The 25,632-nt window shown below is 39.5% G+C and carries 19 protein-coding genes; 11 read left to right on the plus strand and 8 right to left on the minus strand.

Annotation, left to right across the window (positions count from 1 at the left end; translation table 11 throughout):
* Positions 1 to 21 precede the first annotated feature (21 nt).
* The gene (locus GWJ05_RS17370) at positions 22 to 924 is read right to left on the minus strand and encodes a lysine exporter LysO family protein (protein WP_103004872.1); all 903 of its coding nucleotides are present in this window, start codon (positions 922 to 924) and stop codon (positions 22 to 24) included.
* A gap of 337 nt (positions 925 to 1,261) precedes the next feature.
* On the opposite strand from GWJ05_RS17370, the gene GWJ05_RS17375 reads away from it, so the two are divergent.
* From GWJ05_RS17375 to macB, 3 genes are all read left to right on the plus strand, one after another.
* Positions 1,262 to 2,938 carry an ATP-dependent nuclease gene (locus GWJ05_RS17375; protein ID WP_036938164.1) on the plus strand — a complete coding sequence of 559 codons (1,677 nt, stop codon included), beginning with the start codon at positions 1,262 to 1,264 and terminating at the stop codon, positions 2,936 to 2,938.
* A gap of 123 nt (positions 2,939 to 3,061) precedes the next feature.
* Positions 3,062 to 4,171, plus strand: a complete 1,110-nt coding sequence (gene macA / locus GWJ05_RS17380; protein ID WP_036938162.1) for a macrolide transporter subunit MacA — start codon at positions 3,062 to 3,064, stop codon at positions 4,169 to 4,171.
* The gene (gene macB / locus GWJ05_RS17385) at positions 4,171 to 6,117 is read left to right on the plus strand and encodes a macrolide ABC transporter ATP-binding protein/permease MacB (protein WP_036938159.1); all 1,947 of its coding nucleotides are present in this window, start codon (positions 4,171 to 4,173) and stop codon (positions 6,115 to 6,117) included. Before macA ends, macB begins: the two co-directional genes overlap by 1 nt.
* Positions 6,118 to 6,259: 142 nt before the next feature.
* On the opposite strand, the gene cspD is transcribed toward macB, so the two are convergent.
* Positions 6,260 to 6,469, minus strand: a complete 210-nt coding sequence (cspD, locus tag GWJ05_RS17390) for a cold shock domain-containing protein CspD (protein ID WP_036938157.1) — start codon at positions 6,467 to 6,469, stop codon at positions 6,260 to 6,262.
* Positions 6,470 to 6,758: 289 nt separating this feature from the next.
* Here cspD and clpS point away from each other — a divergent pair, with 289 nt between their 5' ends.
* Together clpS and clpA are read left to right on the plus strand one after the other, a co-directional pair.
* The gene (gene clpS / locus GWJ05_RS17395; RefSeq protein WP_036938154.1) at positions 6,759 to 7,073 is read left to right on the plus strand and encodes an ATP-dependent Clp protease adapter ClpS; all 315 of its coding nucleotides are present in this window, start codon (positions 6,759 to 6,761) and stop codon (positions 7,071 to 7,073) included.
* Positions 7,074 to 7,103: 30 nt separating this feature from the next.
* Positions 7,104 to 9,395, plus strand: a complete 2,292-nt coding sequence (gene clpA / locus GWJ05_RS17400; RefSeq protein WP_103004870.1) for an ATP-dependent Clp protease ATP-binding subunit ClpA — start codon at positions 7,104 to 7,106, stop codon at positions 9,393 to 9,395.
* Positions 9,396 to 9,516: 121 nt separating this feature from the next.
* Here the strand turns inward: clpA and infA are convergent, their stop codons facing one another.
* From infA to trxB, 5 genes are all read right to left on the minus strand, one after another.
* Positions 9,517 to 9,735 carry a translation initiation factor IF-1 gene (gene infA / locus GWJ05_RS17405; RefSeq protein ID WP_004244560.1) on the minus strand — a complete coding sequence of 73 codons (219 nt, stop codon included), beginning with the start codon at positions 9,733 to 9,735 and terminating at the stop codon, positions 9,517 to 9,519.
* A 341-nt stretch (positions 9,736 to 10,076) separates the two neighbouring features.
* Positions 10,077 to 10,769: a leucyl/phenylalanyl-tRNA--protein transferase gene (aat, locus tag GWJ05_RS17410; protein WP_036938149.1), complete on the minus strand. Its 693-nt coding sequence runs from the start codon at positions 10,767 to 10,769 to the stop codon at positions 10,077 to 10,079.
* A gap of 1 nt (position 10,770) precedes the next feature.
* Positions 10,771 to 12,522 (minus strand): heme ABC transporter ATP-binding protein/permease CydC, encoded by a 1,752-nt coding sequence (gene cydC, locus GWJ05_RS17415; protein ID WP_036938146.1) that lies wholly within the window; start codon positions 12,520 to 12,522, stop codon positions 10,771 to 10,773.
* 2 nt (positions 12,523 to 12,524) lie between these two features.
* Positions 12,525 to 14,294 carry a heme ABC transporter permease/ATP-binding protein CydD gene (cydD, locus tag GWJ05_RS17420; protein WP_036938144.1) on the minus strand — a complete coding sequence of 590 codons (1,770 nt, stop codon included), beginning with the start codon at positions 14,292 to 14,294 and terminating at the stop codon, positions 12,525 to 12,527.
* A gap of 140 nt (positions 14,295 to 14,434) precedes the next feature.
* Entirely contained in the window at positions 14,435 to 15,394 is a 960-nt protein-coding gene (gene trxB, locus GWJ05_RS17425; protein ID WP_036938142.1) for a thioredoxin-disulfide reductase, read from the minus strand.
* Between the two features lie 544 nt (positions 15,395 to 15,938).
* Here trxB and lrp point away from each other — a divergent pair.
* From lrp to serS, 5 genes are all read left to right on the plus strand, one after another.
* Entirely contained in the window at positions 15,939 to 16,433 is a 495-nt protein-coding gene (lrp, locus tag GWJ05_RS17430) for a leucine-responsive transcriptional regulator Lrp (RefSeq protein ID WP_004244566.1), read from the plus strand.
* 133 nt (positions 16,434 to 16,566) lie between these two features.
* The gene (locus GWJ05_RS17435; RefSeq protein WP_161681525.1) at positions 16,567 to 20,277 is read left to right on the plus strand and encodes a DNA translocase FtsK 4TM domain-containing protein; all 3,711 of its coding nucleotides are present in this window, start codon (positions 16,567 to 16,569) and stop codon (positions 20,275 to 20,277) included.
* Positions 20,278 to 20,389: 112 nt separating this feature from the next.
* Positions 20,390 to 20,998 carry an outer membrane lipoprotein chaperone LolA gene (lolA, locus tag GWJ05_RS17440; RefSeq protein ID WP_036938135.1) on the plus strand — a complete coding sequence of 203 codons (609 nt, stop codon included), beginning with the start codon at positions 20,390 to 20,392 and terminating at the stop codon, positions 20,996 to 20,998.
* Positions 20,999 to 21,005: 7 nt separating this feature from the next.
* Complete coding sequence (locus GWJ05_RS17445; RefSeq protein WP_036939078.1) at positions 21,006 to 22,355, plus strand: replication-associated recombination protein A; 1,350 nt, start codon at positions 21,006 to 21,008, stop codon at positions 22,353 to 22,355.
* Positions 22,356 to 22,473: 118 nt separating this feature from the next.
* Positions 22,474 to 23,763, plus strand: coding sequence for a serine--tRNA ligase (gene serS, locus GWJ05_RS17450; RefSeq protein WP_161681526.1), 1,290 nt, complete (start codon positions 22,474 to 22,476; stop codon positions 23,761 to 23,763).
* Positions 23,764 to 23,897: 134 nt separating this feature from the next.
* Here the strand turns inward: serS and GWJ05_RS17455 are convergent, their stop codons facing one another.
* On the minus strand, positions 23,898 to 24,263 hold the full coding sequence (locus tag GWJ05_RS17455) for a hypothetical protein (RefSeq protein ID WP_224215448.1): 366 nt from the start codon (positions 24,261 to 24,263) through the stop codon (positions 23,898 to 23,900).
* A gap of 281 nt (positions 24,264 to 24,544) precedes the next feature.
* Between GWJ05_RS17455 and allD the strand changes: the two genes are divergently transcribed.
* Positions 24,545 to 25,594, plus strand: coding sequence for an ureidoglycolate dehydrogenase (gene allD, locus GWJ05_RS17460; RefSeq protein ID WP_036938131.1), 1,050 nt, complete (start codon positions 24,545 to 24,547; stop codon positions 25,592 to 25,594).
* Positions 25,595 to 25,632 lie beyond the last annotated feature (38 nt).

Genomic DNA, 25,632 nt, shown 5'->3' on the forward strand with positions numbered 1-25,632 from the left:
GTTCTATTGTTACTGATTTTTCTATGAAGTAAAGAAAGCCATCAATATTGGGGTAATTAAACTCAACACGAATCCATGCACAATAGCTGCAGGCACAATGGCCACACCGCCACTTCTTTGTAAAACAGGTAAAGTAAAGTCCATGGAGGTTGAGCCACAAATTCCTAAGGCAGTATTTCTATAACGATTAACAATAATAGGAATAAGCATAATTGCGGCTAATTCACGCATTAAGTCATTAAAGAAAGCAGTACTACCAATAACAGGGCCAAATGCATCGGTGAGTACAATCCCAGATAAAGAGTACCAACCATATCCAGATGCAATAGCTAATCCCATTTTCATCGGTAATCCTAGTAAATAAGCCGCTAAAGCACCGCCAGCAAGCGCACTCACCCCCATGACGACGGCAACGGTTGTTCCTCGACGGTTAATTAAAATTTGCTTTGGGCTCATTCCGCTATTACGCAATTGTAACCCTACTAACCACAGCAAGAAGATCAGTGCACCTTGGCTGGCATGAGAAGCATAATGAAAAACTGACCAATCTGTTAAACCAACAAAAAAACCAACAACAACGACACCGCATAATTGCAACGATTCAAGTACCATTTTTATGCGTGATGGGGGTTTAGATTGTTTATGAGCAGGGACATGCCAAGGATCTTTTTTATCCAATAGCCATAAGAACAGTAAATTTGCACCAAAAGTACATAAAAAGAAAACACTGGCATAAGCAAGAATAGAGACTAAATTTTCACCAATATTATCTAACATGGCAAGACTGACGCCCATTAGAAATAGGATAACGTAAACCATCGCACTAAGTAGGCGGTTTGCCAGATGAAGTAATGGGCGATGGTTTAACTTAATCAAATATCCTACAAAAAGCGGAAGTAGGATAATTAATAACCCTGATAGCATTTCTATTCCTTACTGAGTGTGCTCAAATTATAAAATAAACTAATAACGTGATTTGTATTATAACATTTACTTATGTTGTTGTAGATATAGAAGCTGAGATAAATATAAAATTTTTATTGAAGGTAAAGAGCCTAACATGTTTAGGGTAAAGTGGCTTTAATTGTCTGAAAAATGAGCGAATTGGGTATGTATCGAATAGTTGAGTAAATTTTATTACGACACTCTTTAACTGTGATTTAATAAAAATATTCATTAAGTGAAATTATTGGCAGATTAAGCATAAAATTAAGATAGGAAGAATAAAAACATAGCTTAGTCGTAACTAACGAGGGAACTTATGTATTTAGAAAGAGTGGAAATAGTTGGATTCCGTGGACTTAATCGTCTTTCATTACCTCTTGATATGAATACAGTCTTAGTGGGGGAAAATGCGTGGGGTAAAAGCTCATTACTTGATGCGTTAACACTCAGCTTGGGTATTGAAACCTATCAATATGCATTTACACCTGATGATTTCCATCGCCTGCCGAATGAATCAGAAGAAAATAGTAAAAAAAGTCTACAAATTATTCTGACATTTACTGAATCTCGTCCCGGAAGACATCGTTCTTATCGTTTCCATAAACTTACGCCAGTATGGGTTGAAAATGGTGATGAATTAAAACATATCTATTATCGCATTAGTGCAGAACTCGATGAGCAAAAAAATGTGAAAACCTTTCGCTATTTTCTTGATAAAGAGGGAAAGCAGATCCGTTTACCTAATGGGCAAACACAAGAAATTATTGCAGAAATAGTGAGACTTTATCCCGTCTTACGCTTACAAGATGCGCGTTTTGTTCGTGATCTTACCTCTGACGTTATCGATCCTCATAATAACCCTCATCGAGAAGCATTTAATAATAAAATGAGCGAGTTAACTAAAGCATTAGTTAATAATCCGGATGAATTGTCGGATGAGGATTTACGTGAAGGGCTAGATGCCATGCAACAATTGTTAGGGCACTATTTTGCCGATCATGGTTCGTTATTGTTTAAATCGCATACCCGACATCGTAAAGTTAATGAACCTCATGTACGTGGCTGGCATGCGTTAGAAAATATTAATAAGGTGTTAGCAAAACCGAATCAACGAAGTATTCGCCTAATTATCTTAGGGATGTTCTCCTCTATATTACAGTCTCGAGGTAGTGTTGCATTAGATCCTTATGCAAGGCCTATCGTTATTGTTGAAAACCCTGAAACACGTTTACACCCCATTATGCTTTCAGTGGCTTGGGGATTACTTAATCTTTTTTCACTACAACGCATAACTACGACTAATTCAGGTGAGTTACTTTCATTAGCCCCATTAGAGAGTGTTTGTCGTTTAGTGCGAGATACCGACAAAGTCGCTGCTTACCGCGTTGGTCATCAACAGCTGCATTCAGATGAAGAACGGCGCATCTCATTTCATATTCGCTATAACAGACCTTCTGCACTTTTTGCTCGTTGCTGGTTATTGGTTGAAGGTGAAACAGAAATTTGGCTAATGAACGAGTTGGCAAGGCAATGTAATTATTTCTTTGAAGCTGAAGGAATAAAAGTCATCGAATTTGCACAATGTGGACTTAAGCCATTATTAAAGTATGCAACGTATATGGGAATAGAATGGCATACTTTAGTGGATGGTGATGAAGCCGGTAAAAAATATGCCGCAACCGTTAAAGATTTTGCATCAAAACGTAATGATTCTGAACGTGATAGATTAACGAAACTTCCTGCTTTAGATATGGAGCATTTCTTATACAAAGAAGGTTTTCGTAATGTGTATCATGATGTTGCAGGTGTGCCAGATAATGAAAAATGGCCAATTCGACGTGTGATTATTAAAGCTATCCAACGCTCATCAAAACCCGATCTCGCATTAACGGTAGCTAACAATGCTGCTCAACGAGGAGTTGACGCCATCCCTTCCATACTAAAAAGTATGTTTTCTCGTGTTGCATGGCTTGCTAGAGGCAAAGCGAATTAGGTTGTTATAGCAAGCAAGATAAATGCACGAGACCAAAGTAAATTTTATTTAGCGATGAAGGTTAATATCATCGCTAAAATTTCTTATGGCTTATTAAATCGTCATGTTTAGGAAGGATATTGTATGGCTTTTTTATCTTTAAAAAAGCGCGGAAAGGTGCTCGCTTTTATTTTAATTACGGTTGCTATTATCGCCTATTTTTTTTGGCCGAAAGAAAATGTACCGTCATACCAAACACAAATTATTACACGAGGTGAACTGTCAAAAGAAGTGACAGCAACTGGTAAACTGGATGCTGTGCGTAAAGTTGATGTGGGTGCTCAGGTCAGTGGCCAATTACAAACTTTGTTTGTGAAAGAGGGCGATACGGTTAAAAAGGGTGATTTGTTAGCGATTATTGATCCTAAGAAAGCACAAAATGAAGTCACTGAATCGCAGGAAACTAACAATGAGCTTAGAGCAAATCTTCAACAAGCACAGGCCGAATTACGCTTGGCACAACTGACTTATCAACGTCAGTTAAAGCTGATTGGTACACATGCAATTGCACAAGATGAGCTTGATCGTACTAAAACTGATGTTGATGTTAAAAAAGCGCGTATTATCACCTATGAAGCACAAATTAAAAAGAATCAAGCGACCTTAGATACAGCCAAAACTAACCTTCAATATACACGTATTACTGCGCCTATGGATGGTATAGTGACGTTTATTAAAACCCTAGAAGGCCAAACCGTCATTGCAGCACAAGAAGCACCAACGATTTTAACTTTAGCAGATTTAGATACGATGCTGGTAAAAGCAGAAGTATCAGAAGCCGATGTTATTTATTTAAAACCGGATCTTAGTGCTTCTTTTACGGTATTAGGTGCACCAGATAAAGCCTTTAGCGGTAAGTTAAAAGATATTCTGCCGACGCCTGAAAAAATTAATGACGCTATCTTCTACTATGCCCGTTTCGAAGTGCCTAATGAACAACATTTACTACGTTTACAAATGACGGCACAAGTTAAAATTCTTATCGAAAATAAGAAAGATGTACTCCTTGTACCGCTTTCTGTCCTAGGTGAGGATGCGGGTATTAATGAATATTATGTTGATGTATTGGTTAATGGTCAGCCAGAAAAACGCACGGTAAAAATAGGTATGCGTACTGATGTTTATGCTGAAGTCCTCAGCGGATTAAAAGAGAACGATGAGGTTATTCTGGGTGAAACTTCAGGAGATGCATAATGCCGGCATTATTAGAACTCAATGAGGTTAGTCGCGTATATAGCAATGGTGAAGAAGAAACTATTGTTCTTAATAAAGTCTCATTAACGATTAATGCGGGTGAAATGGTCGCGATTATGGGTGCCTCCGGCTCTGGTAAATCGACCTTAATGAATATATTGGGATGTTTGGATAAACCAAGTCGCGGTGAATATAAAGTTGCAGGTCAAAGTGTTGCACAAATGGAAGGTGATCAGCTTGCTGCATTACGCCGTGAGCACTTTGGGTTTATTTTTCAACGCTACCATTTAATGGCGCACTTAAGTGCAGAACAGAATGTTGAAATTCCAGCTATTTATGCCGATAAAAATGCCACTCAGCGTAAAGAAAGGGCACGTGAATTATTAACTCGTTTAGGATTAGGAGAGCGTGTTGATTATCGCCCTAATCAGCTTTCTGGTGGTCAGCAACAACGTGTAAGTATTGCGAGAGCGTTGATGAATGGTGGTGAGGTCATTCTTGCTGATGAGCCTACGGGTGCATTAGATAGTCATTCTGGTAAAGAAGTTATGGCTATTTTGAAGCAACTCAATGAACAAGGGCATACGGTTATTATCGTCACTCATGATCCTTTAATTGCAGAGCAAGCTGACCGAATTATCGAAATAAAAGACGGTAAGATTATTAGTGATCGCTGTCATCAAACAACGACACATAAAATTAAAAAAGAAACGACAACTGTTTTAACTTCCTCTTATTTGGGGCAAATTGTAGGGCGCTTTACTCAAGCATTAGAAATGGCTTGGCGTGCCATGGTTGTCAATAAAGTACGTACCTTATTGACAATGCTCGGCATTATTATAGGGATCGCTTCTGTTGTGACCATTATTGTGATTGGTGATGCCGCAAAAAGTATGGTGCTTTCTGATATAAAAGCGATTGGCTCTAATACTATTGATATCTATCCTGGGAAAGATTTTGGTAGTGACTCCCCCGAAGACAGGCAATCATTAACGCTACAAGATGTTTTTGCCTTAAAACAGCAGTCTTATGTGCAAGCGGTAACGCCACAAGTGCAATTTAGTACGCGATTACGCCGAGGGAATCAAGATTCGCCCGCTTCTGTTGCGGGGGTGAGTGATGACTATTTTACTGTGTATGCGATGAAATTTTCGCAAGGTCGCTCATTTACGCACGATATGATCCAACGGCAAGCTCAGGTTGTTGTGATTGATGAAAATACTCGCCATCGCTTTTTTCCTAATAAGAAAAACGTAATTGGTGAACAAATTATTATTCGGAATATTCCTTCTACGATTATTGGAGTTATAGCAGATAAAAAATCGGTTTTTGGTAATGGACAATCATTACGCGTTTGGGTGCCTTATAGCACGTTAAATAGTCGTATTTTAAATCGCTCATATCTTGATAGCATTACGGTAAGAGCAATAGAAGGCTATGATGCTAACGTAGCAGAACAACAAATTATTCGTTTACTCACGATCCGACATGGCAAAAAAGATATTTTTACTTATAACCTTGATAGTTTTATTAAAGCGGCTGAGAGCACCACACAAACAATGCAATTATTTCTTACATTTGTTGCCGTTATTTCATTAGTGGTTGGTGGCATTGGTGTTATGAATATTATGTTGGTTTCTGTGACTGAAAGAACGCGAGAGATTGGTATTAGAATGGCGGTTGGGGCGAGAGCGAGTGATGTGATGCAACAGTTTCTCATTGAGTCTGTACTGGTTTGTTTAGTCGGAGGGGTGTTAGGAATTGGTCTTTCGTTTAGTATTGCAATAATTGCAAGTGTGATGTTACCCGAATGGCATTTTGTATTCCAGCCTATCGCATTAGTCAGTGCTTTTATTTGTTCAACCGCTATTGGGGTTATTTTCGGATTTTTACCCGCAAGACGTGCAGCAAAAATGAATCCCATTGATGCGTTAGCCAGAGAATAATTCAAACAATAAAATAAAAGCCCTTAACCGTATAAAGGGCTTTTATTTGAATGAATGAGGTATCTTGTTTGACTGAAAATACCTGACTTCATTGGATGAGGATAAAAGGTATTATCAAGTTTACCTATACTGTGAATATCTTCTATTCAATGATAGGAATGATAAGGTCAGTATGGTCACCTTTAGGCCCTTTTATCGTGCTATAATTAACTTTCTGCCCCGCTTTAAGTGTGCGGTAGCCTTCCATTCTAATTGTTGAATAGTGGGCAAAAATATCTTCGCCACCGTTTGCTGGGGTAATAAAACCAAAGCCCTTAGCATTATTGAACCACTTTACTGTACCTGTCTCCATACTTAGCTTCTCTCATATACTTGTATTTATTTGTTTAACATCACCTTCAGTATATTTACTGAGCTGTTCATAAAACATACTCTATTTTATTGTTTCAGTCGTCAAGAGGTGGAAGGTATAGAAAGTGTTTCGATAAGGTAAAATTTTGATGTAGCTAACGCTTTGTTATTTTTTTGGATGTAAAAAGAGGGAATAAAAAAGCGTTGATAGGCAGACTTTCCTGTGAGATGGTAAACTAAATGTCATAATTGAAAGTGATGTTTAACAAGACAATGAGTAATGCAAAACAATGGGTCAGTTTGATTTTTTAACAGAAACCACGTTAAGGGATGATGTTCATCAGGTAAATGAGCCACCAGCAATGTATAAGGTGATCTTGAATAATGATGATTACACCCCCATGGATTTTGTTGTAGAAGTACTTACGATGTATTTTTTTCTTAGTGAAGAGAAAGCAACACAGATTATGTTGGATGTTCATCATAAAGGAAAAGGAGTTTGTGGGGTTTATAGTGCGGATATTGCTGAAACGAAAGTGGCACAAGTTAATCTGTATGCGAGAGAAAACGAATACCCACTTTTATGTACTCTTGAACAAGCATGATCCGGTTAGTCTTTTAAGGAGGAGGTGCTTATGCTTAATCACGAATTAGAGCTGAGTCTTAATGTTGCATTCGCGAAAGCCCGTGATAACAGACACGAATTTATGACTGTAGAGCACCTGTTATTGGCGCTATTAAGTAATAAATCGGCACGCGAAGCATTGGAAGCTTGTAAAGTCGATCTGGCCGTTTTACGAGAAGAGCTTGAAGTCTTTATTCGTAAAACAACCCCAATTTTACCTGAAAATGTTGATAGAGAAACACAGCCAACGCTGAGTTTTCAGCGAGTATTACAACGTGCTGTTTTCCATGTTCAATCGTCAGGCAAAAATGAAGTCTCTGGTGCTAATGTGCTGGTGGCTATTTTTAGTGAACAAGAATCTCACGCTGCTTACTTATTACGTAAACATGATGTTAGTCGTCTTGATGTTGTCAATTTTATTTCTCATGGTATTTCAAAGGAAGCTCAACAAAACGAAGATCTTTCTGACATGAATGAGATGAATGCACAATCTCAGCAAGAGATGCCTCAAGGTGACGATCATATGGATAATTTTACCACTAACCTTAATCAGTTAGCGCGCCAAGGTAAAATAGATCCTCTAATTGGGCGTCAAGCTGAATTAGAAAGAACCATTCAAGTATTATGCCGTCGCCGTAAAAACAATCCACTGTTAGTGGGTGAATCAGGCGTTGGTAAAACGGCAATTGCCGAAGGGCTTGCATGGCGTATTGAGCAAGATGATGTTCCTGACGTTATGAAAGGCTACACCATTTACTCACTGGATATTGGTTCGTTATTAGCGGGTACAAAATACCGTGGAGATTTTGAAAAACGGTTTAAAGCGTTACTGAAAACACTTGAAAAAGATGAAAAAAGCATCTTATTTATTGATGAGATCCACACGATTATTGGTGCGGGTGCGGCTTCAGGTGGACAGGTAGACGCGGCAAACTTAATCAAACCTTTGTTATCAGGTGGGCGAATTCGAGTTATAGGCTCTACGACTTATCAAGAATTTAGTAATATTTTTGAAAAAGATAGAGCACTTACACGTCGTTTCCAAAAAATTGATATAACAGAACCTTCTCCTGATGAAACCGTGCTCATCATCAAAGGATTGCGTCAAAAATATGAAGCGCATCACGAGGTACGTTATACCAATAAAGCGATTCAGGCTGCGGTGGATTTATCAGTTAAATACATTACGGATAGACATCTACCTGATAAAGCTATTGATGTTATTGATGAAGCTGGTGCAAAAACACGTTTAATAGCACCAAGTAAACGCAAAAAAACGATCAATGTCTCTGATATTGAATCAGTCGTTGCTAAAATTGCACGTATTCCTGAAAAAACGGTTTCTAGTAGTGATAAATCAATACTGAAAAATCTTGATAACCAATTAAAAATGTTGGTATTTGGTCAAGATCAGGCAATTCATGCATTGTCTGAAGCCATTAAAATGAGTCGAGCAGGGTTAGGCCAAGATAATAAACCGGTCGGTTCGTTCTTATTTGCTGGCCCTACTGGGGTAGGTAAAACAGAAGTTACTGTACAATTAGCGAAAGCATTGAATGTTAAATTACTTCGCTTTGATATGTCGGAATATATGGAGCGACATACTGTTAGTCGCTTAATTGGTGCGCCTCCAGGTTATGTTGGTTTTGATCAAGGCGGATTATTAACCGACGCAGTAATTAAAAATCCTTATTCTGTTGTATTACTTGATGAAATTGAAAAAGCACATCCCGATGTGTTCAATATTCTGTTACAGGTGATGGATAACGGTACATTAACAGATAACAATGGCCGCAAAGCGGATTTTCGTAATGTTATTTTAGTGATGACCACCAATGCGGGGGTGCGTGAAACGCAACGTAAATCGATCGGATTTACGGAGCAAGATAACAGCACTGATGCGATGGTCGAAATTAAAAAAGCGTTTTCTCCTGAATTTCGTAATCGTTTAGATAGCATTATTTGGTTTAATGCATTATCACCTGAAATTATCTCTATGGTTGTAGATAAGTTTATTGTCGAACTACAAGTACAGTTAGATGATAAAGGGGTTTCGCTAGAAGTTAGCCAAGAAGCACGCCAATGGTTGTGCGATAAAGGTTACGACAAAGCGATGGGCGCAAGACCAATGGCACGCGTTATTCAAGAAAACTTAAAAAAACCATTAGCTAACGAGATTTTATTTGGCTCTCTTGTTAATGGTGGTTCAGTTTCTGTCACATTCGATAATTTAGCAGGTAAGTTAAACTACGAGTTTATCAGCCAAGAAAAACGGGCTAAGAACGAAGATACCGTTATCTAAGGATAGCGGTTAATTTACTAAGTTATAAACGCATACACCACAGGTGAGCATCAATAATGCTTTGCCTGTGGTGTTTTTTTTCATCCGTTATATGACAATAACGGGAGAGAACAGATTGGGATCAACGGCTACGGAAGATGATACGGCCTTTGCTCAGGTCATATGGGGTCAGCTCAACGGTAACCTTGTCGCCTGTCAGGATACGAATATAGTTTTTACGCATTTTTCCTGAGATATGAGCGGTAACGACGTGTCCGTTTTCTAATTCTACGCGGAACATCGTGTTTGGCAGAGTATCCAGTACAGTGCCTTGCATTTCAATGTTGTCTTCTTTGGCCATCTAATCCTCTAAGTTTTAATAACCATATTTTTTAAACGGCAAGATAATGCCGAAAATATTGTCCTATGTAAAGGAATGTTATCCGATAGCAATGGTGTTCACCTTGCTATTGTGCTTAACATCCTTACCGTGACTTGCGTTTTACTAAGCTCAAGCAAAAGTAATAACAGAAGTCGTAATTCTTTATTTTGTGGTATTTATAGCAATAAAATAACAGCACCCTAACCACGTAATGGGTGTGTAAGATAAAATTTTTGTATAAACCTTTTATTGAATAAATAACAGAATGGTATTCTTGATTCTGTTTTAAATAAGAAGGGCTTTACAAAAACAAGCAGTGATTATAATTCCAACGATTGCTGATACCAACACTTTTTATCAATAATCACTTTTTTCCAACGAGATAATGCAACTAAATAATGGTCACGAGAGATCTCACTGGCACCTAACGAGGCAGTATGAGAGTTTAGCACCTGACAATCAAATAGTTGACCCCCATAACGAAGAAAATGGTTATAAAAAGCAATAAAGGCACATTTAGATGCGTTATCTCTGCGACTAAACATCGATTCGCCACAAAAAACTGCACCAACATTGACTCCATACAATCCGCCAACTAATTCATCGCCATCCCAAACTTCAACAGAGTGCGCTTCACCTTGTCGATAAAGTGCTTCATAACCTTCTTTAATATCAGGGCCTATCCATGTACCTTCATCACGTATAGAGCAGGCTTCTATCACAGAAGCAAAAGCATGATTTAACGTTATTTTATATGGCTGATGACGAATAAATTTACGCAAACTACGTCCAATATGTAAATCACCAGCAGGCAACACAGCTCTTGGATCAGGTGACCACCATAATGGCTCTTCGTAGGGGAAGTACCAAGGGAAGATCCCTGATTGATATGCAACACGTAATCGAGCAGGGGAGATTTCTCCCCCTATCGCTAATAATCCATTAGGCTCTTTTAATGCTAAATGAGGCTCTGGAAAATCCAAATCACTATCGTCTAATTGAAACAATGGCATATTATGCCTCGTGAGTCGGAGTTAATAGTGCTTGTCTTTGGTGAAATTTAGCATAATGCCCTTGTTGCTGTAATAACGAAGCATGAGTGCCTGTTTCAACGATTTTCCCGCCATCCATAACGCAGATTTTATCCATTTTATCTAAACCGTGAAGTCGGTGAGTGATCATTAATACCGCTTTACCCTGACAATGTTGATGTAAGAGAGTAAGGATCTGTTGTTCTGTATCGGCGTCAAGGCCTTCTGTTGGCTCATCCAGTAATACAAGAGGTGCATTATGGAGTAGAGCTCTTGCAAGACCTAAACGTCGTTGTTCACCACCTGAGAGCTGTCTACCACCATCGCCCATCCATGCATTTAAACCTTCATCATTGTCCAGCAGGTGTCCAAGGCCAACTTGCTGAAGCGCATGACTGAGTTCTTCATCCGTTGCCTCTTCTTTTGCCATAATTAAGTTTTCTCTTAATGTGTGGCTAAAGACATGAACACGTTGAGGAACAACAGACATCATTGAACGTAGAGTTGTTTCATCATAATCAGCAATAGGTGAATTATTTAAGCGGATAGTGCCATGAGTCGGATCAAACGCACGATTGATTAACTGTAATAGCGTTGATTTACCACAACCTGTTTTTCCTAATAATGCGATGTGTTGCCCTGCTTCAATAGTCAAATCAACATGATTAATTACTTGCATCGGCTGAGTTGGGTAAGTAAAGCAAATATTATGCAGGGTGAGTGAAGCACTATTTTTTCTTTCTCCTCCTTTTTCAGGGAAAGAGACATCGGGTTTTTGCTCAATTAAATGAGAAATACGAGTTGCTGATGCCATTACTTGCCCTAAATGCTGAAACGCAACAGTAACAGGTGCTAACGACTCGAAAGCAGCGAGTGCACAGAAAGTGAATAAAGCTATTAAGGCTTCAGGCATAAAATTATGGTCTATGCCACCCGCTGCCAGCCATAGAATTAAGGTTGCGGTCAGCCCTGATGCGAGGATCATGAGGGATTGCGATAAACCGGTTAAGTTTGCTTGTTGTGCTTGTCTGCGTAACCACTTAGCTTCAAGTTGCGCTAAGTTCTGTCTAAAGCGAGGCAATGCGCCAAAAACAGTTAGCTCAGCTTGTCCTTGTAACATACTGGTTAATACTGTGCGATATTGTCCACGTAAGTCGGTCAGATCACGGCCAATAGGTTTACCTGCATAATAGAACACAAAAGGTAAAATAATCAGCAAGGTGAGCATAATGCCACCTAATGTGTTGGCTAAGTGGGCATCAATTAAACCAAGACCAAACATAATCATCATAATGACGACAAAAGCGGCAATAATTGGTGAGATAACACGAATATAAAGGTGATCTAATGTTTCAACATCAGCCACTAAGCGGTTAAGTAACTCACCTTGACGAAAACGCGCAATCCCACCTGGTGAAAGAGGTAAGATCTTTTTGAAGGTAAACACACGTAAGTGCGATAACACCCGAAATGTTGCATCATGACTAACAAGTCTTTCAAAATAACGGCCTGCTGTACGAAATATTGCGGCACCACGAACACCTGCCGCAGGTAGCATATAGTTAAAACTATAGATCCCCGCAAAACCGGCTAAAGACGTGCCTGCTAAAAACCAGCCTGATAATGTTAAAAGGCCGATACTCGCAAGTAAGGTTAAGATAGCGAGAATAATCCCTAGCAATAACATAAACCAATGGCGACGATAGAGTGCGAGAAAAGGAAGCAATACTCTCATGATTAAAGTTCCTCTTTACGATGAGCAAGAAGACGGGCAAAAGCACCTTGCTGTTGGCTTAATGATGCATAAGTGCCCGTTTCAATAATTTGACCTTTTTCCATTACCCAAATTTGATCGTAACCTAATGTTTCTTCCAATAAATGGGTAACAAGTAACGTAGTTTGATTTAATGACGCATTATTAAGAGCGTGCATCACACGTTGTTCGCTATGAGAATCAAGGCTTGCTGCAGGTTCATCCAATAACAAAAATTGGCAAGGGGATAATAATGCACGTGCTACAGCAATGCGTTGTGCTTGACCAACAGAAAGACGTGCAGCACCATCGCCAATTACTGTATTTAACCCATCAGGTAAATCGTTAATAAAATCGCTGACATAGGCTTTTTCAATAGCCAGATTTATTTGTTCTGAACTGGCCTCGGGAGCACTCAAACGCACATTATCAAGTAAAGTTTGTTCAGGTAAATTGGGATTTTGTCCCACCCAACTTAAACATTGACGCCATGCTTCAGGTGAAAGCTGAGTTAATTCAATGCCATTAACTTTTAATGAACCCCGATAGGGTAAAAAGCCTAAAAGTACATTCAATAATGAGCTTTTTCCTGCACCACTTTGGCCTACAATCGCAATACGTTGCTGAGGACTAATCGTAAAACTTAATGGACCCGCTAATTTTACCCCTTGATGCGATAAAATCTCTAGTTCATGTGCTGTTATTTCAATACCTTCGTTTGTATTGACACGCGCATTACCTGCTAATTGTGGTTTTTCGCCATCAGTTTCTAAAAACTCAACGAGAGATTCTGCTGCGCCCACTGCTTGCGCTTTTGCGTGATAATAAGTGCCTAAATCTCGTAAAGGTTGAAAAAATTCAGGGGCAAGGATCAGCGCTAAGAACCCCGAAAAGAGGGTAACACCTAGACCATAGCTACCAAAGTTAAGTTCACCTAAGTAAGAAAAACCGAAATAAACAGCAACAACGGCAATAGAAACAGCGGTAAAGAATTCCAATACGCCAGAAGAAAGGAACGCCATTCTAAGCACTTCCATCGTGCGTTTACGGAAATCTTCTGTGGCTTCTGTAATTTGTTTGACTTCAGCATTACCGCGGTTAAATAACCGTAATGTATCAAGCCCTCTTAATCTATCGAGGAAGTTACCACTTAAACGACCTAAAGCGAGAAAGTTTCTGCGGTTTGCATCAGCAGCACCTAATCCGACTAATGCCATAAACAAGGGAATTAGAGGGGCAGTAAAGAATAAAATTAAACCCGCAACCCAGTTAACAGGAAATAGGGTGATAAGAATAAGAATAGGAACAATAGCGGAAAGATACATTTGTGGAAGATAACGTGCATAGTAATCTTGCATATCTTCAATTTGTTCTAGAATAATAGTTGCCCAGCTTCCAGCGGGTTTGCCTTTAACCCAAACAGGGCCTAATTCTTCAAGTCTATCAAGGACAATTTTACGAATTTGTTGCCTAACAGCCATACCACAGCGATAACCAACACGCTCTCGTATTGCCATGACTGCTGCACGTAAGATAAAAATGCCAATAAGAGTGAGGAAAGTAGGTATATGCGTATCACGGTTAATACTATCCATGATAAATGCTTGAAGTAAAACCGCTAATAACCATGCTTGAGCAATAATTAATAAACCGCTTACGACACCTAAAATCATTGATAGCCGTAGCCATCGACGGGCTGGAGCACTCTGCTGTTTCAGCCATCGAACCATTTCATTTTGTTTAGTTTTATCCATAAGAAAAGATTCAAATCTGCAGGTGAGATACAAAGTATCAGAAAGGCCAAGGTAAGTAATTATACGCTTTGGCAACCAGGCTAGTATGTTACATGGTAAAAGGCGCTACTGAAATAGCGCCTTGAAAGGAAGTGATGATTTTAGTTGGATTTTTGTGCGTCTAAGTAGCGTTCTGCATCTAACGCTGCCATACAACCTGTTCCGGCAGAGGTAATTGCTTGACGATAAATATGATCCATTACGTCACCTGCAGCAAAAACACCTTCAATTGAGGTTTGAGTTGCATTACCTTGTGTGCCTGATTGCACTTTGATATAACCATTATCTAATTCTAATTGTCCATCAAAAATAGCGGTATTTGGGCTATGTCCAATGGCAATAAAAACACCCATTACATCTAATTCTTCGGTTTTATCGCTTTTTGTATCTTTTAAACGAACTTTGGTCACACCCATATCGTCGCCAAGAACTTCGTCTAAGGTACGATCAGTATGCAAAATAATATTGCCACTGTTAACTTTGTCCATTAAACGATTAATTAAGATTTTTTCAGAACGGAATGAATCACGGCGGTGGATCAGGTGAACTTCAGAGGCAATATTGGCTAAATAGAGCGCTTCTTCTACTGCAGTATTACCTCCACCGACTACGGCGACTTTTTGGTTACGATAAAAGAAACCGTCACAGGTTGCACAAGCAGAGACACCACGGCCTTTAAAGGATTCTTCAGAAGGTAAGCCGATATAACGCGCAGAAGCGCCTGTAGCGATAATTAATGCATCGCAGGTATATTCTTGTTCATCACCAAATAGACGAAAAGGACGGTTTTTCAGATCGACTTTATTAATATGGTCAGAGATAATCTCTGTATTAAATTTTTCAGCGTGCTGAAACATGCGGTCCATTAAGCCTGGGCCTGTTAGCCCTTCTGGGTCACCGGGCCAGTTTTCGACTTCTGTTGTTGTTGTCAGCTGACCGCCTTTTTCAACACCCGTAATCAGTACTGGTTCTAAGTTTGCTCTTGCCGCATAAACGGCAGCGGTGTAACCCGCAGGGCCTGAACCTAAAATAATAAGTTTGCTATGTTTGATGGTGCTCATGTATACCTCATCTCTGATTAGGCGTGATGCGAATTGAAGGATTGTAGGAGAAATAAGACGTTAAAAAAAGCCAATGACGAGAAATAGACATAATATTTTAGCTATTTTAGCAATAGTTAATACTAATATAGTTTAATAATTATAGAGTTATATTGGGCTAACATCATCGAATTAACCTGAAACATTTTGCTTTACAATTGATGACTATCTTGCGTATATAGAGAATAACATAGCGCCTTGTTCTGATTTTTACTCATTTGCTTTGACAATCCGCTGTACATTTGCGAAAACATGATTGTTAAAGATAATTATCCTTGGATGTTATAGGTACAATTTTTTCGGCAGACAGGGTAAAGGATAGTTACTTGGCGATATTTGCTAATGAGTATTTAGATAAAATAGATGTTTTATCTGGCATTAAAAGAAAATAAATTGATAGTTTGCTCTGACCATTTGATACCGAAGTTTCGACATTGATGCTGAAGGTGTACAGGTATGGGTCTAGGAAAATAAAGTAAGAGAAAAAGAGAAAGAGAGTATAGAGATGATTGATAATAAAAAACGTCCGGGTAAAGATCTTGATAGAATAGACCGGAATATTCTAAATGAGCTTCAAAAAGATGGTCGTATTTCAAACGTTGAGTTATCTAAACGTGTTGGTTTATCACCAACGCCTTGTTTAGAGCGCGTACGTCGTTTAGAGCGCCAAGGATTTATTTCTGGTTATACTGCGCTGTTAAACCCTCATTACCTCGATGCATCATTACTGGTATTTGTGGAAATCACACTAAATCGTGGCGCACCAGATGTTTTTGAACAATTTAATATGGCTGTTCAAAAGCTTGAAGAAATCCAAGAATGTCATTTAGTTTCTGGTGATTTTGACTATCTGTTGAAAACTCGTGTACCTGATATGTCCGCTTACCGTAAATTACTGGGTGAAACCCTGTTACGTCTTCCTGGTGTTAATGACACACGTACTTACGTGGTTATGGAAGAAGTTAAACAAAGTAACCGCCTTGTAATCAAAACTCGCTAAGCCAACTTAATAGGTTGGTGCAAAACAGGAAAAAATTAGGTACACTCCTGTTTATGCATACAGTTTCAACGCTGGGATAACTCAGCGTTGTTCCGTTTTAATTTAACCCTAAATTAAACCTGGAGAGCCCTCTTTGAGCCAGGAATATACAGAAGACAAAAATGTTCGTTTAACAAAGATAAGTAACCGTCGTCGTGTTTGGGAAGCTATTCTCATTTTAATCGGGATTGGTGCTGTCTTTTTGATGGTTTCTTTACTTAGCTTTCATCCTTCTGATCCTAGCTGGTCACAAACCACATGGAATGATCCTATTCAAAATTTAGGTGGCAGCATCGGAGCATGGTTAGCTGATATCCTATTTTCAGCATTTGGCTTGCTTGCCTATGCAATTCCTGTTGTGGTTGTTTTTGGTTGCTGGAATTCGCTACGCTACCAAAAAAATCGTGAATATACTGACTTTTTTTCCCTCGCACTTCGCACGATTGGCGCCTTGGCTCTGGTTTTTACCTCTTGTGCATTAGCTGATCTTAATTTTGATGATATCTATAATTTCAGCTCGGGCGGTGTTATTGGTAGTTTATTCAGTAAGGCCTTATTACCTTGGTTTAATGTATTAGGCGCAACGCTTGCACTACTATCTGTCTGGGCGATTGGTTTTACACTATTTACTGGTTGGTCGTGGTTAACTATCACTGAAAAGATTGGTGCCGTAATCCTTGGTACAGTGGGTTTTATTACTAATCGAGGCCAACACGAAGCTGAATACGAAGAAGATGATGATAGTACTCAGGATTTTGTTGATGATGTAACTGAACGTGTAAATCAAACAGAAAAACAACCATCAGAACTGAAAACAGAAGAGAGTGATGACGTCTTATTTTCCGCACCTTCAGCGCTTGAACTTGCTCGTCAGCAAGATATTGAGTCATCACAACCTAAAACGGAACACGAAGACGAGCTACCTTCTTTCAGTGCAACAAATGATACAGACAATCATGCACAATCATTAACACAAGTTGCGCCTGCTGTATCAGGGGCTATTGCAGAACAAACACCTGAAATAACAGTAACAGAAGAAGTACCTGAACATTACCGTTTTGATATACCGGAAGCCTTCCTTAAAAAAGATATTCAGCCAGATGTCAGTGCGCCTCAACATTCTGTTTACTCAATACCAGAAGAGAACACTCCTTCTGTAACACCATTAGTTGAAAATGATCAACCTGCAGAGGCAGATAGCTTTATGCCAGTTGGGCGTGCTGAACCAACATTTTCGTTAGCACCAAATAGCGAAGATACCTTAACACCTGAAATGGCCGTGACTGCAGGAGTAGCAACCAGTGCTTTGGTGAGTCATGGCGCGCAAGTTAAACAAGGATTAGGGCCTGAACTACCTCGACCAAACCCAGTACGTTTACCTACTCGTCGTGAGCTTTATGGCATTCATATTCCTTCGCAACGCGAAGCCGAGCTACGTCGTCGCGAAGAAGCGGTTCAAACAGAGCCTGAAGATGAGTTAGCTGATATCCAAGAACAAGCGAATTTTGAACAACAATTGCGCCAACAATTTCTTGAACAGCAGCGTGAACGCTATGGCGATGAAGCAGATGAAGTTATTGAGCAATCTGCATCTTATTATGAGCCGAATATTGAAACATCGTTTTCTTCCTTGAATCCTCAAAAAGATAATTATCAGGATGAACCTACTGTTACTGCAAATACATTCTCTTCAACAGAAGATAATCACAATGATGTAGATGAGAATGCACTTCATGAACAACAACAGCTAGCTGCGCAATTTAAACAACAATTGCAGGCGCGTTATGGTGATGATATTTCATTAGATGACGATGAAGAAGAGGTGTTACCTCAACTATCCTCACAAGCACCTTCATTGCAAACAACAACAGGTTATCAACCTCATATTCAACATTCGTTTGCTTCACAATCAGCACAACCGACGCAAACAATAGAGAAAAAAGTAGAATATTCAACCAGTAATGCGTTTTTACAAATCTCACCTCGCGATGATGAAGAGGAAGAGTACACTCCAAAAATTGAGTTAGAAAGAGAACTCACCGCATTAGAGGCTTTCTCGCCTATTGATGATTTATTGGATGAAGAACCGATAGAGCCGGTATTTACGCCGATTGTTTCTGAACCTGTTACGCCACCTGCTACATCTCAAACTGCATCGGAATCACGTATTGAACCACAGCCAAATATGGCTCAGCATTTTGCACAGCAACAGCAACAGCAACAGCAACAGCAACAGCAACAGCAACAGCAACAGCAACAGCAAGAATCTTTAATTCATCCATTTTTGATGCGTAATGATAGGCCGTTGCAAAAACCAACTACGCCAATGCCTTCTCTGGATCTGTTAACAACACCGCCAGTAGAAGAAGAACCCGTTGATATGTTTGAGCTTGAGCGTATCGGTAAATTAATTGAAGCACGTCTTAATGATTATCGTGTTAAAGCGAAGGTCGTGGGCATATCACCAGGACCTGTTATCACGCGATTTGAGCTTGAACTTGCGCCGGGCGTAAAAGCCGCACGTATTTCAAATTTATCACGCGACTTGGCACGTTCATTATCTGCCATTGCGGTACGTATTGTCGAAGTTATTCCAGGAAAACCTTATGTAGGGCTGGAATTACCGAATAAGAAACGTCAAACCGTGTATATGCGTGAGCTATTAGATAATGATGCTTTCCGCGAAAGTCGTTCACCTTTAACCGTTGTTCTGGGTAAAGATATTGGTGGGCAACCTGTTGTTGCAAATCTTGCAAAAATGCCACATCTATTGGTGGCGGGTACAACAGGTTCAGGTAAATCTGTCGGTGTGAATGCAATGATCATCAGCATTCTTTATAAAGCTAAACCAGAAGATGTTCGCTTTATTATGATAGATCCAAAAATGCTTGAACTTTCTGTCTATGAAGGTATTCCTCATCTTCTTACGGAAGTCGTTACCGATATGAAAGATGCTGCCAATGCATTACGTTGGAGTGTGGCAGAAATGGAGCGCCGTTATAAACTGATGTCGCGATTAGGTGTACGTAATCTTGCGGGCTATAACGAAAAAATTAAAGAAGCTGAAGCGATGGGTCGCCCAATTCCAGATCCATTCTGGAAACCAACAGACAGCATGGCAACAGAAATGCCTATGTTAGAAAAAGAGCCCTATATCGTGGTTGTGGTTGATGAGTTTGCTGATTTAATGATGACCGCAGGTAAAAAAGTGGAAGAATTGATTGCACGCTTAGCGCAAAAAGCGCGTGCGGCGGGTATTCATCTTGTGCTTGCAACACAACGACCTTCTGTTGATATTATTACAGGCCTGATTAAAGCTAATATCCCTAGCCGTATTGCATTTACTGTTTCGAGTAAAATTGATTCACGAACCATCTTAGATCAAGGTGGTGCAGAATCCTTACTGGGTATGGGTGATATGTTATATGCACCTAATGGTTATCCGCCAGAGCGTGTACATGGTGCTTTTGTCAGTGATGATGAGGTACATGCTGTCGCAAGTGACTGGAAGGCACGAGGTCGTCCGCAATATATTGAAGCTATTACTAAGTGTGGTGAAGAAGGCGAAAGTGGTAATGGTGGTGGATACGATGATGGTGAAGAACTTGATCCATTATTTGACCAAGCCGTAGAATTTGTGGTTGAAAAACAACGTGTTTCTATTTCTGGTGTACAACGTCAATTTAGAATTGGCTATAACCGTGCCGCAAGAATTGTAGAGCAAATGGAGATGCAAGGTATTGTCAGTACGCCAAATCACAACAATACACGTGATGTACTTTCACCACCGCCTTCTGATATGTAATATCTTGAAAACTCAGTTATCAGCTAATGAGATAGCATGATAACCTGCACAATATCATTAAAATTTATACGCCGACACTATGTCGGCGTAATCTCATGCCGAGGCTTGTAGAATGAAAAAAGTATTATTTGCAGTGTGTGCGATGACCTTAATAAGTAGCCAAGTCGCTTGGGCTGATGCGCGTCAAGATCTGCAACAACGATTAAATAAAGTAAATAGTTTTCAAGCTAACTTTAGCCAAACTGTCACTAGCAATGAAGGGGCCCTTATTCAAAAAGGGGAAGGTAATTTAAAGGTACAACGTCCTGATTTGTTTAATTGGCAAATGACAGCGCCTGATGAGAGCACTTTGATTTCTGATGGTAAAACATTATGGTTTTATAACCCTTTTGTGGAACAAGTCACGGCAACTTGGCTTGAAAGTGCGACAACCAATACGCCTTTTATGTTGATTGCGCGTAATGACAGTAAAGAGTGGCAAAATTATGAAGTAAAACAAACGGGTGATCGTTTTGAGCTAACACCAAAAACAGAAAATAATTTAAAACATTTTACGATCACCGTGTTACCTAATGGGCAAATCCAACAATTTGCTGCGACAGAACAAGATGGTCAGGTGAGTAATTATCAACTTACAGCTCAAACTGTTGCCCCTATTGATGCTTCTGCTTTTCGCTTTACACCACCAGCGGGTGTGACTTTGGATGACCAACGTCAGTGAGGATACTTTGAGTAATTTATCACTCGATTTTTCACGCAATGAATTCCAACCTCTTGCCGCAAGAATGCGACCTGAAACATTGGAACAATATATCGGACAAACGCATTTACTTGCGGAAGGTAAACCATTACCTCGAGCTATTAAGGCGGGACAATTGCATTCCATGATTTTATGGGGGCCACCAGGCACGGGGAAAACAACCCTTGCTGAGATAATTGGTCGCTATGCACAAGCTGATATAGAGCGATTATCTGCGGTAACATCGGGTATTAAAGAAATCAGAGAGTCTATTGAAATTGCGCGCCAAAACCGCAATGCAGGGCGTAGAACAATTTTGTTTGTTGATGAAGTTCACCGTTTTAATAAAAGCCAACAAGATGCCTTTTTGCCTCACATTGAAGATGGCACGATCACTTTTATTGGTGCAACAACAGAAAATCCTTCTTTTGAATTAAATTCGGCGTTGCTCTCTAGAGCAAGAGTTTATCTATTACGTTCGTTAACCGAAACGGATATAGAGCAAGTGCTACAACAAGCGCTGGATGATCCAGAACGAGGTTTAGGTGGGCGTAATATTATCTTACCAGATGATACACGCAAAATGATTGCACAGCTTGTGAATGGTGATGCGCGTCGTTCGTTAAATTTGCTTGAAATGATGGCGGATATTGCCGAAGTGGATAGCCAAGGAAAACGCACATTGACACCCGCATTATTGGCAGAAATTAGTGGTGAACGTAGTGCACGTTTTGATAATAAAGGTGATCGCTTTTACGATCTTATCTCTGCGTTACATAAATCAGTAAGAGGTTCAGCACCTGATGCTGCGCTTTATTGGTATGCAAGGATCATTACTGCGGGGGGGGATCCCCTGTATGTTGCTCGTCGCTTATTGGCAATAGCATCTGAAGATGTGGGGAATGCTGATCCTCGCGCGATGCAAGTCGCTATTGCAGCATGGGATTGTTTTACACGTGTTGGGCCCGCGGAAGGCGAACGTGCGATTGCTCAAGCTATCGTATATTTATCTTGCGCCCCAAAAAGTAATGCGGTTTACACGGCATTTAAAGCAGCTATTGCCGATGCCAAAAGTAAACCTGATTATGATGTGCCTGAACATTTGCGTAATGCGCCGACAAAACTCATGAAAGAAATGGGGCTTGGCGCTGAGTATCGTTATGCTCACGATGAGCCTAATGCTTATGCAGCAGGAGAGGTTTATTTCCCTAAAGAAATGGCCAATACGCAGTATTATTACCCAGTAAAAAGAGGGTTAGAGATCAAGGTTGCAGAGAAATTAGACTGGCTTTCTCAACAAGATCAAAATAGTGTTACAAAACGCTATCGCAAAATGTAAAGATGCGGTAAGGTTATTAAATTATCATTAATTTCTTAACTATGCCTTGTCTCAGATATCTTTTTTATAAGATAGGAGAGAAGGTTTTTATTAATCTATCAATAAGCACAGGATAAGCATGCTCGATCCAAATCTACTGCGTAATGAGCTAGACGCGGTCGCCGAAAAACTGGCTCGCAGGGGGTTCACCCTCAATGTGGAAAAAATCCGTCAACAAGAAGAACGCCGTAAGGTGTTACAAGTTGAAACTGAATCCCTGCAAGCAGAACGTAATTCTCGATCGAAGTCCATCGGTGCGGCAAAAGCGCGTGGTGAAGATATTGAGCCACTTCGTCAGGAAGTTAACCTGTTAGGTGAAAAACTTGAAGCTGCAAAAGCAGAACTTGAAGTACTTCAAGCTGAAATTCGTGATTACGTTTTAACTATTCCTAATATGCCAGATGATGCTGTGCCAAATGGTAAAGATGATAGCGAAAACGTAGAAGTTTCTCGTTGGGGTACACCAAAGACTTATGATTTCGAATTAAAAGATCATGTGACTTTAGGTGAGCTGACTGATGGTTTAGATTTTGCTTCTGCGGTGAAAATTACTGGCTCGCGTTTTGTTGTGATGAAAGGTCAAATTGCACGTTTACATCGTGCTATCACACAATTTATGCTGAATCTGCATACCGAAGAGCACGGCTACCAAGAAATGTATGTTCCTTACTTGGTTAACCACGCAACTCTGTACGGTACAGGTCAGTTACCTAAATTCAGTGAAGACTTATTCCACACTAAACCGTTAGAAGAAGAAGCAGAAAGCCAATACGCGCTTATTCCAACAGCAGAAGTACCTGTTACCAATATGGTAAGAGACGTTATTCTTGATGAAGACGACTTACCACTGAAAATGACAGCTCATACGCCATGTTTCCGCTCAGAAGCTGGTTCTTATGGCCGTGATACTCGTGGCTTAATCCGTATGCACCAATTTGATAAAGTTGAGCTCGTTCAAATTGCTCACCCTGAAAAATCAATGGAAGCATTAGAAGAGCTAACAGGCCATGCTGAAAAAGTGTTGCAATTACTGAATCTGCCATATCGTAAAGTTGTGCTTTGCACTGGTGATATCGGTTTTGGTTCACGTAAAACTTACGACTTAGAAGTTTGGGTTCCGGCTCAAAATACTTACCGTGAAATCTCTTCATGCTCAAACATGTGGGATTTCCAAGCTCGTCGTATGCAAGCACGTTTCCGCTCTAAAGGTGATAAGAAAACTCAACTGGTTCATACATTAAATGGTTCTGGTTTAGCAGTAGGTCGTACTTTAGTCGCAATCATGGAAAACTATCAAATGGCTGATGGCCGTATTGAAATTCCAGAAGTATTACGTCCTTATATGAACGGTTTAGAATATATTGGTTAATTATTATCTAATTAATTGAATATTTATAATTTAACCCTCTGCTTAGGCAGGGGGTTTTTGTTTTCATAGTATTATAGAAAGGGATCAAAAGATCAGAAGTTATATCGTTAATGACTTATTTAATACGCAATACTTCAATGAGGTTCAGATAAATAGGGCAATAGAGAGAAAAAGATCTCTATTTTTCTTTCATTTTCCATATTAACAAAATCGTCCATTGCAATTTCTATATAATCAATAGTTTTATTATGAATAGTAAATTTATACATCAAATGTCCACTCCAACTGCGGTGAATATAGACACAGTTTTCTATACTATAAGAAAGCCATTTCTCTTCCATGCATGCAGGTAACCAACCATTTAATATGTTTTTTTCAGCATCTTCAGTTAGAGAATAATTAATATGATGAATTAATGGTTTTTTTTCAAAATACTTTAAGTTCTTTAATATTTCTTTATTTATCATTTTATTTATTACACAAATTTTAATTGTTACCACAGACTACCGAAATAGATTTAAATGATCAAAAGGAATGTATGAAAATTTATAATTTTTAATATTATCTAAATACAGTTATGAAGTGGAGAAAAAATAGATGATTATTAAAAAATTCTTACTAAATAGAGTAAGATTAAATAAAAATATAATGCAATCCGCTATTGGTTAAATTGATCACGGCAGATCCTATTTATGCTGTTAGATTAGACCTATCGCTCGAATTAACCTCGATTATTTATGACGTTTCTATTTAAATAGAACCCTACAAAAGAGCATATTCTATGATAGTTTCTAAACAACAGTTACATCAATTAATTAAAAACAAATTACATCATGCAGGGCTAAATGAAGTACATGCAGATACGGTGGCTGATGTCTTAGTTCATGCTGATGCCAAAGGTATTCACTCTCATGGTGCTGTGCGAGTAGAGTATTATGCAGAGCGCATTAGCAAAGGTGGCACAAATACTGCACCTAACTTTACTTATACTGAAACAGGGCCTTGTAGCGCTGTATTTGACGGTGATAATGGTGCTGGGCATGTTGCAGCTAAAGATGCAATGGAGCGTGCTATCAAAATGGCACAAGATAAGGGTGTTGCTGTTGTGGGAGTCAGGCGAATAGGCCATAGTGGTGCACTTTCTTATTTTGTTGAGCAAGCATCTCAAGCAGGGATGATTGGGATCTCACTTTGCCAATCTGATCCCATGGTTGTTCCTTTTGGTGGTTCTGAAGTGTATTACGGCACTAATCCTATCGCGTTTTCAGCCCCAGGCGTAGGGGATAAACATATAACATTCGATATGGCGACAACGGTACAGGCGTGGGGAAAAGTACTTGATGCACGTTCACGCGGTGTTGATATTCCTGATACTTGGGCGGTAGATGAAAGCGGTAAACCTACGACAGATCCTTTTGCGGTAAAAGGCTTATTACCTATTGCTGGCCCGAAAGGTTATGGCTTGATGATGATGGTCGATGTGTTGTCAGGTATTTTGCTTGGGCTTCCTTTTGGTAAACATGTCAGCTCGATGTATCACGATTTAACGCAAGGACGAGAGTTAGGCCAATTACATATTGTCATTAATCCCGCTTTTTTCACTGATACCATTTTATTTAGAGAGCATATCTCACAAGTGATGAAGGAGTTAAATGCGATTAAGCCAGCGCCTAATGTCGAAAAAGTCCTTTATCCTGGTGAAAATAGCCAAATAGAAGAACAGAGAAGTGAAAGTGAAGGCATTGAGATTGTTGATGATATTTATGACTATTTAATGTCTGACGCAATTTATAATAAATCTTATGATAATAAAAATCCCTTTGCTAGCTGAAGAAAAAGTGTAAAGCTAGCAGTAAGTTATTTTATTAA

The sequence above is a fragment of the Proteus sp. G2626 genome (assembly GCF_009915985.1).
Classification (GTDB): Bacteria; Pseudomonadota; Gammaproteobacteria; order Enterobacterales; family Enterobacteriaceae; genus Proteus; species Proteus vulgaris.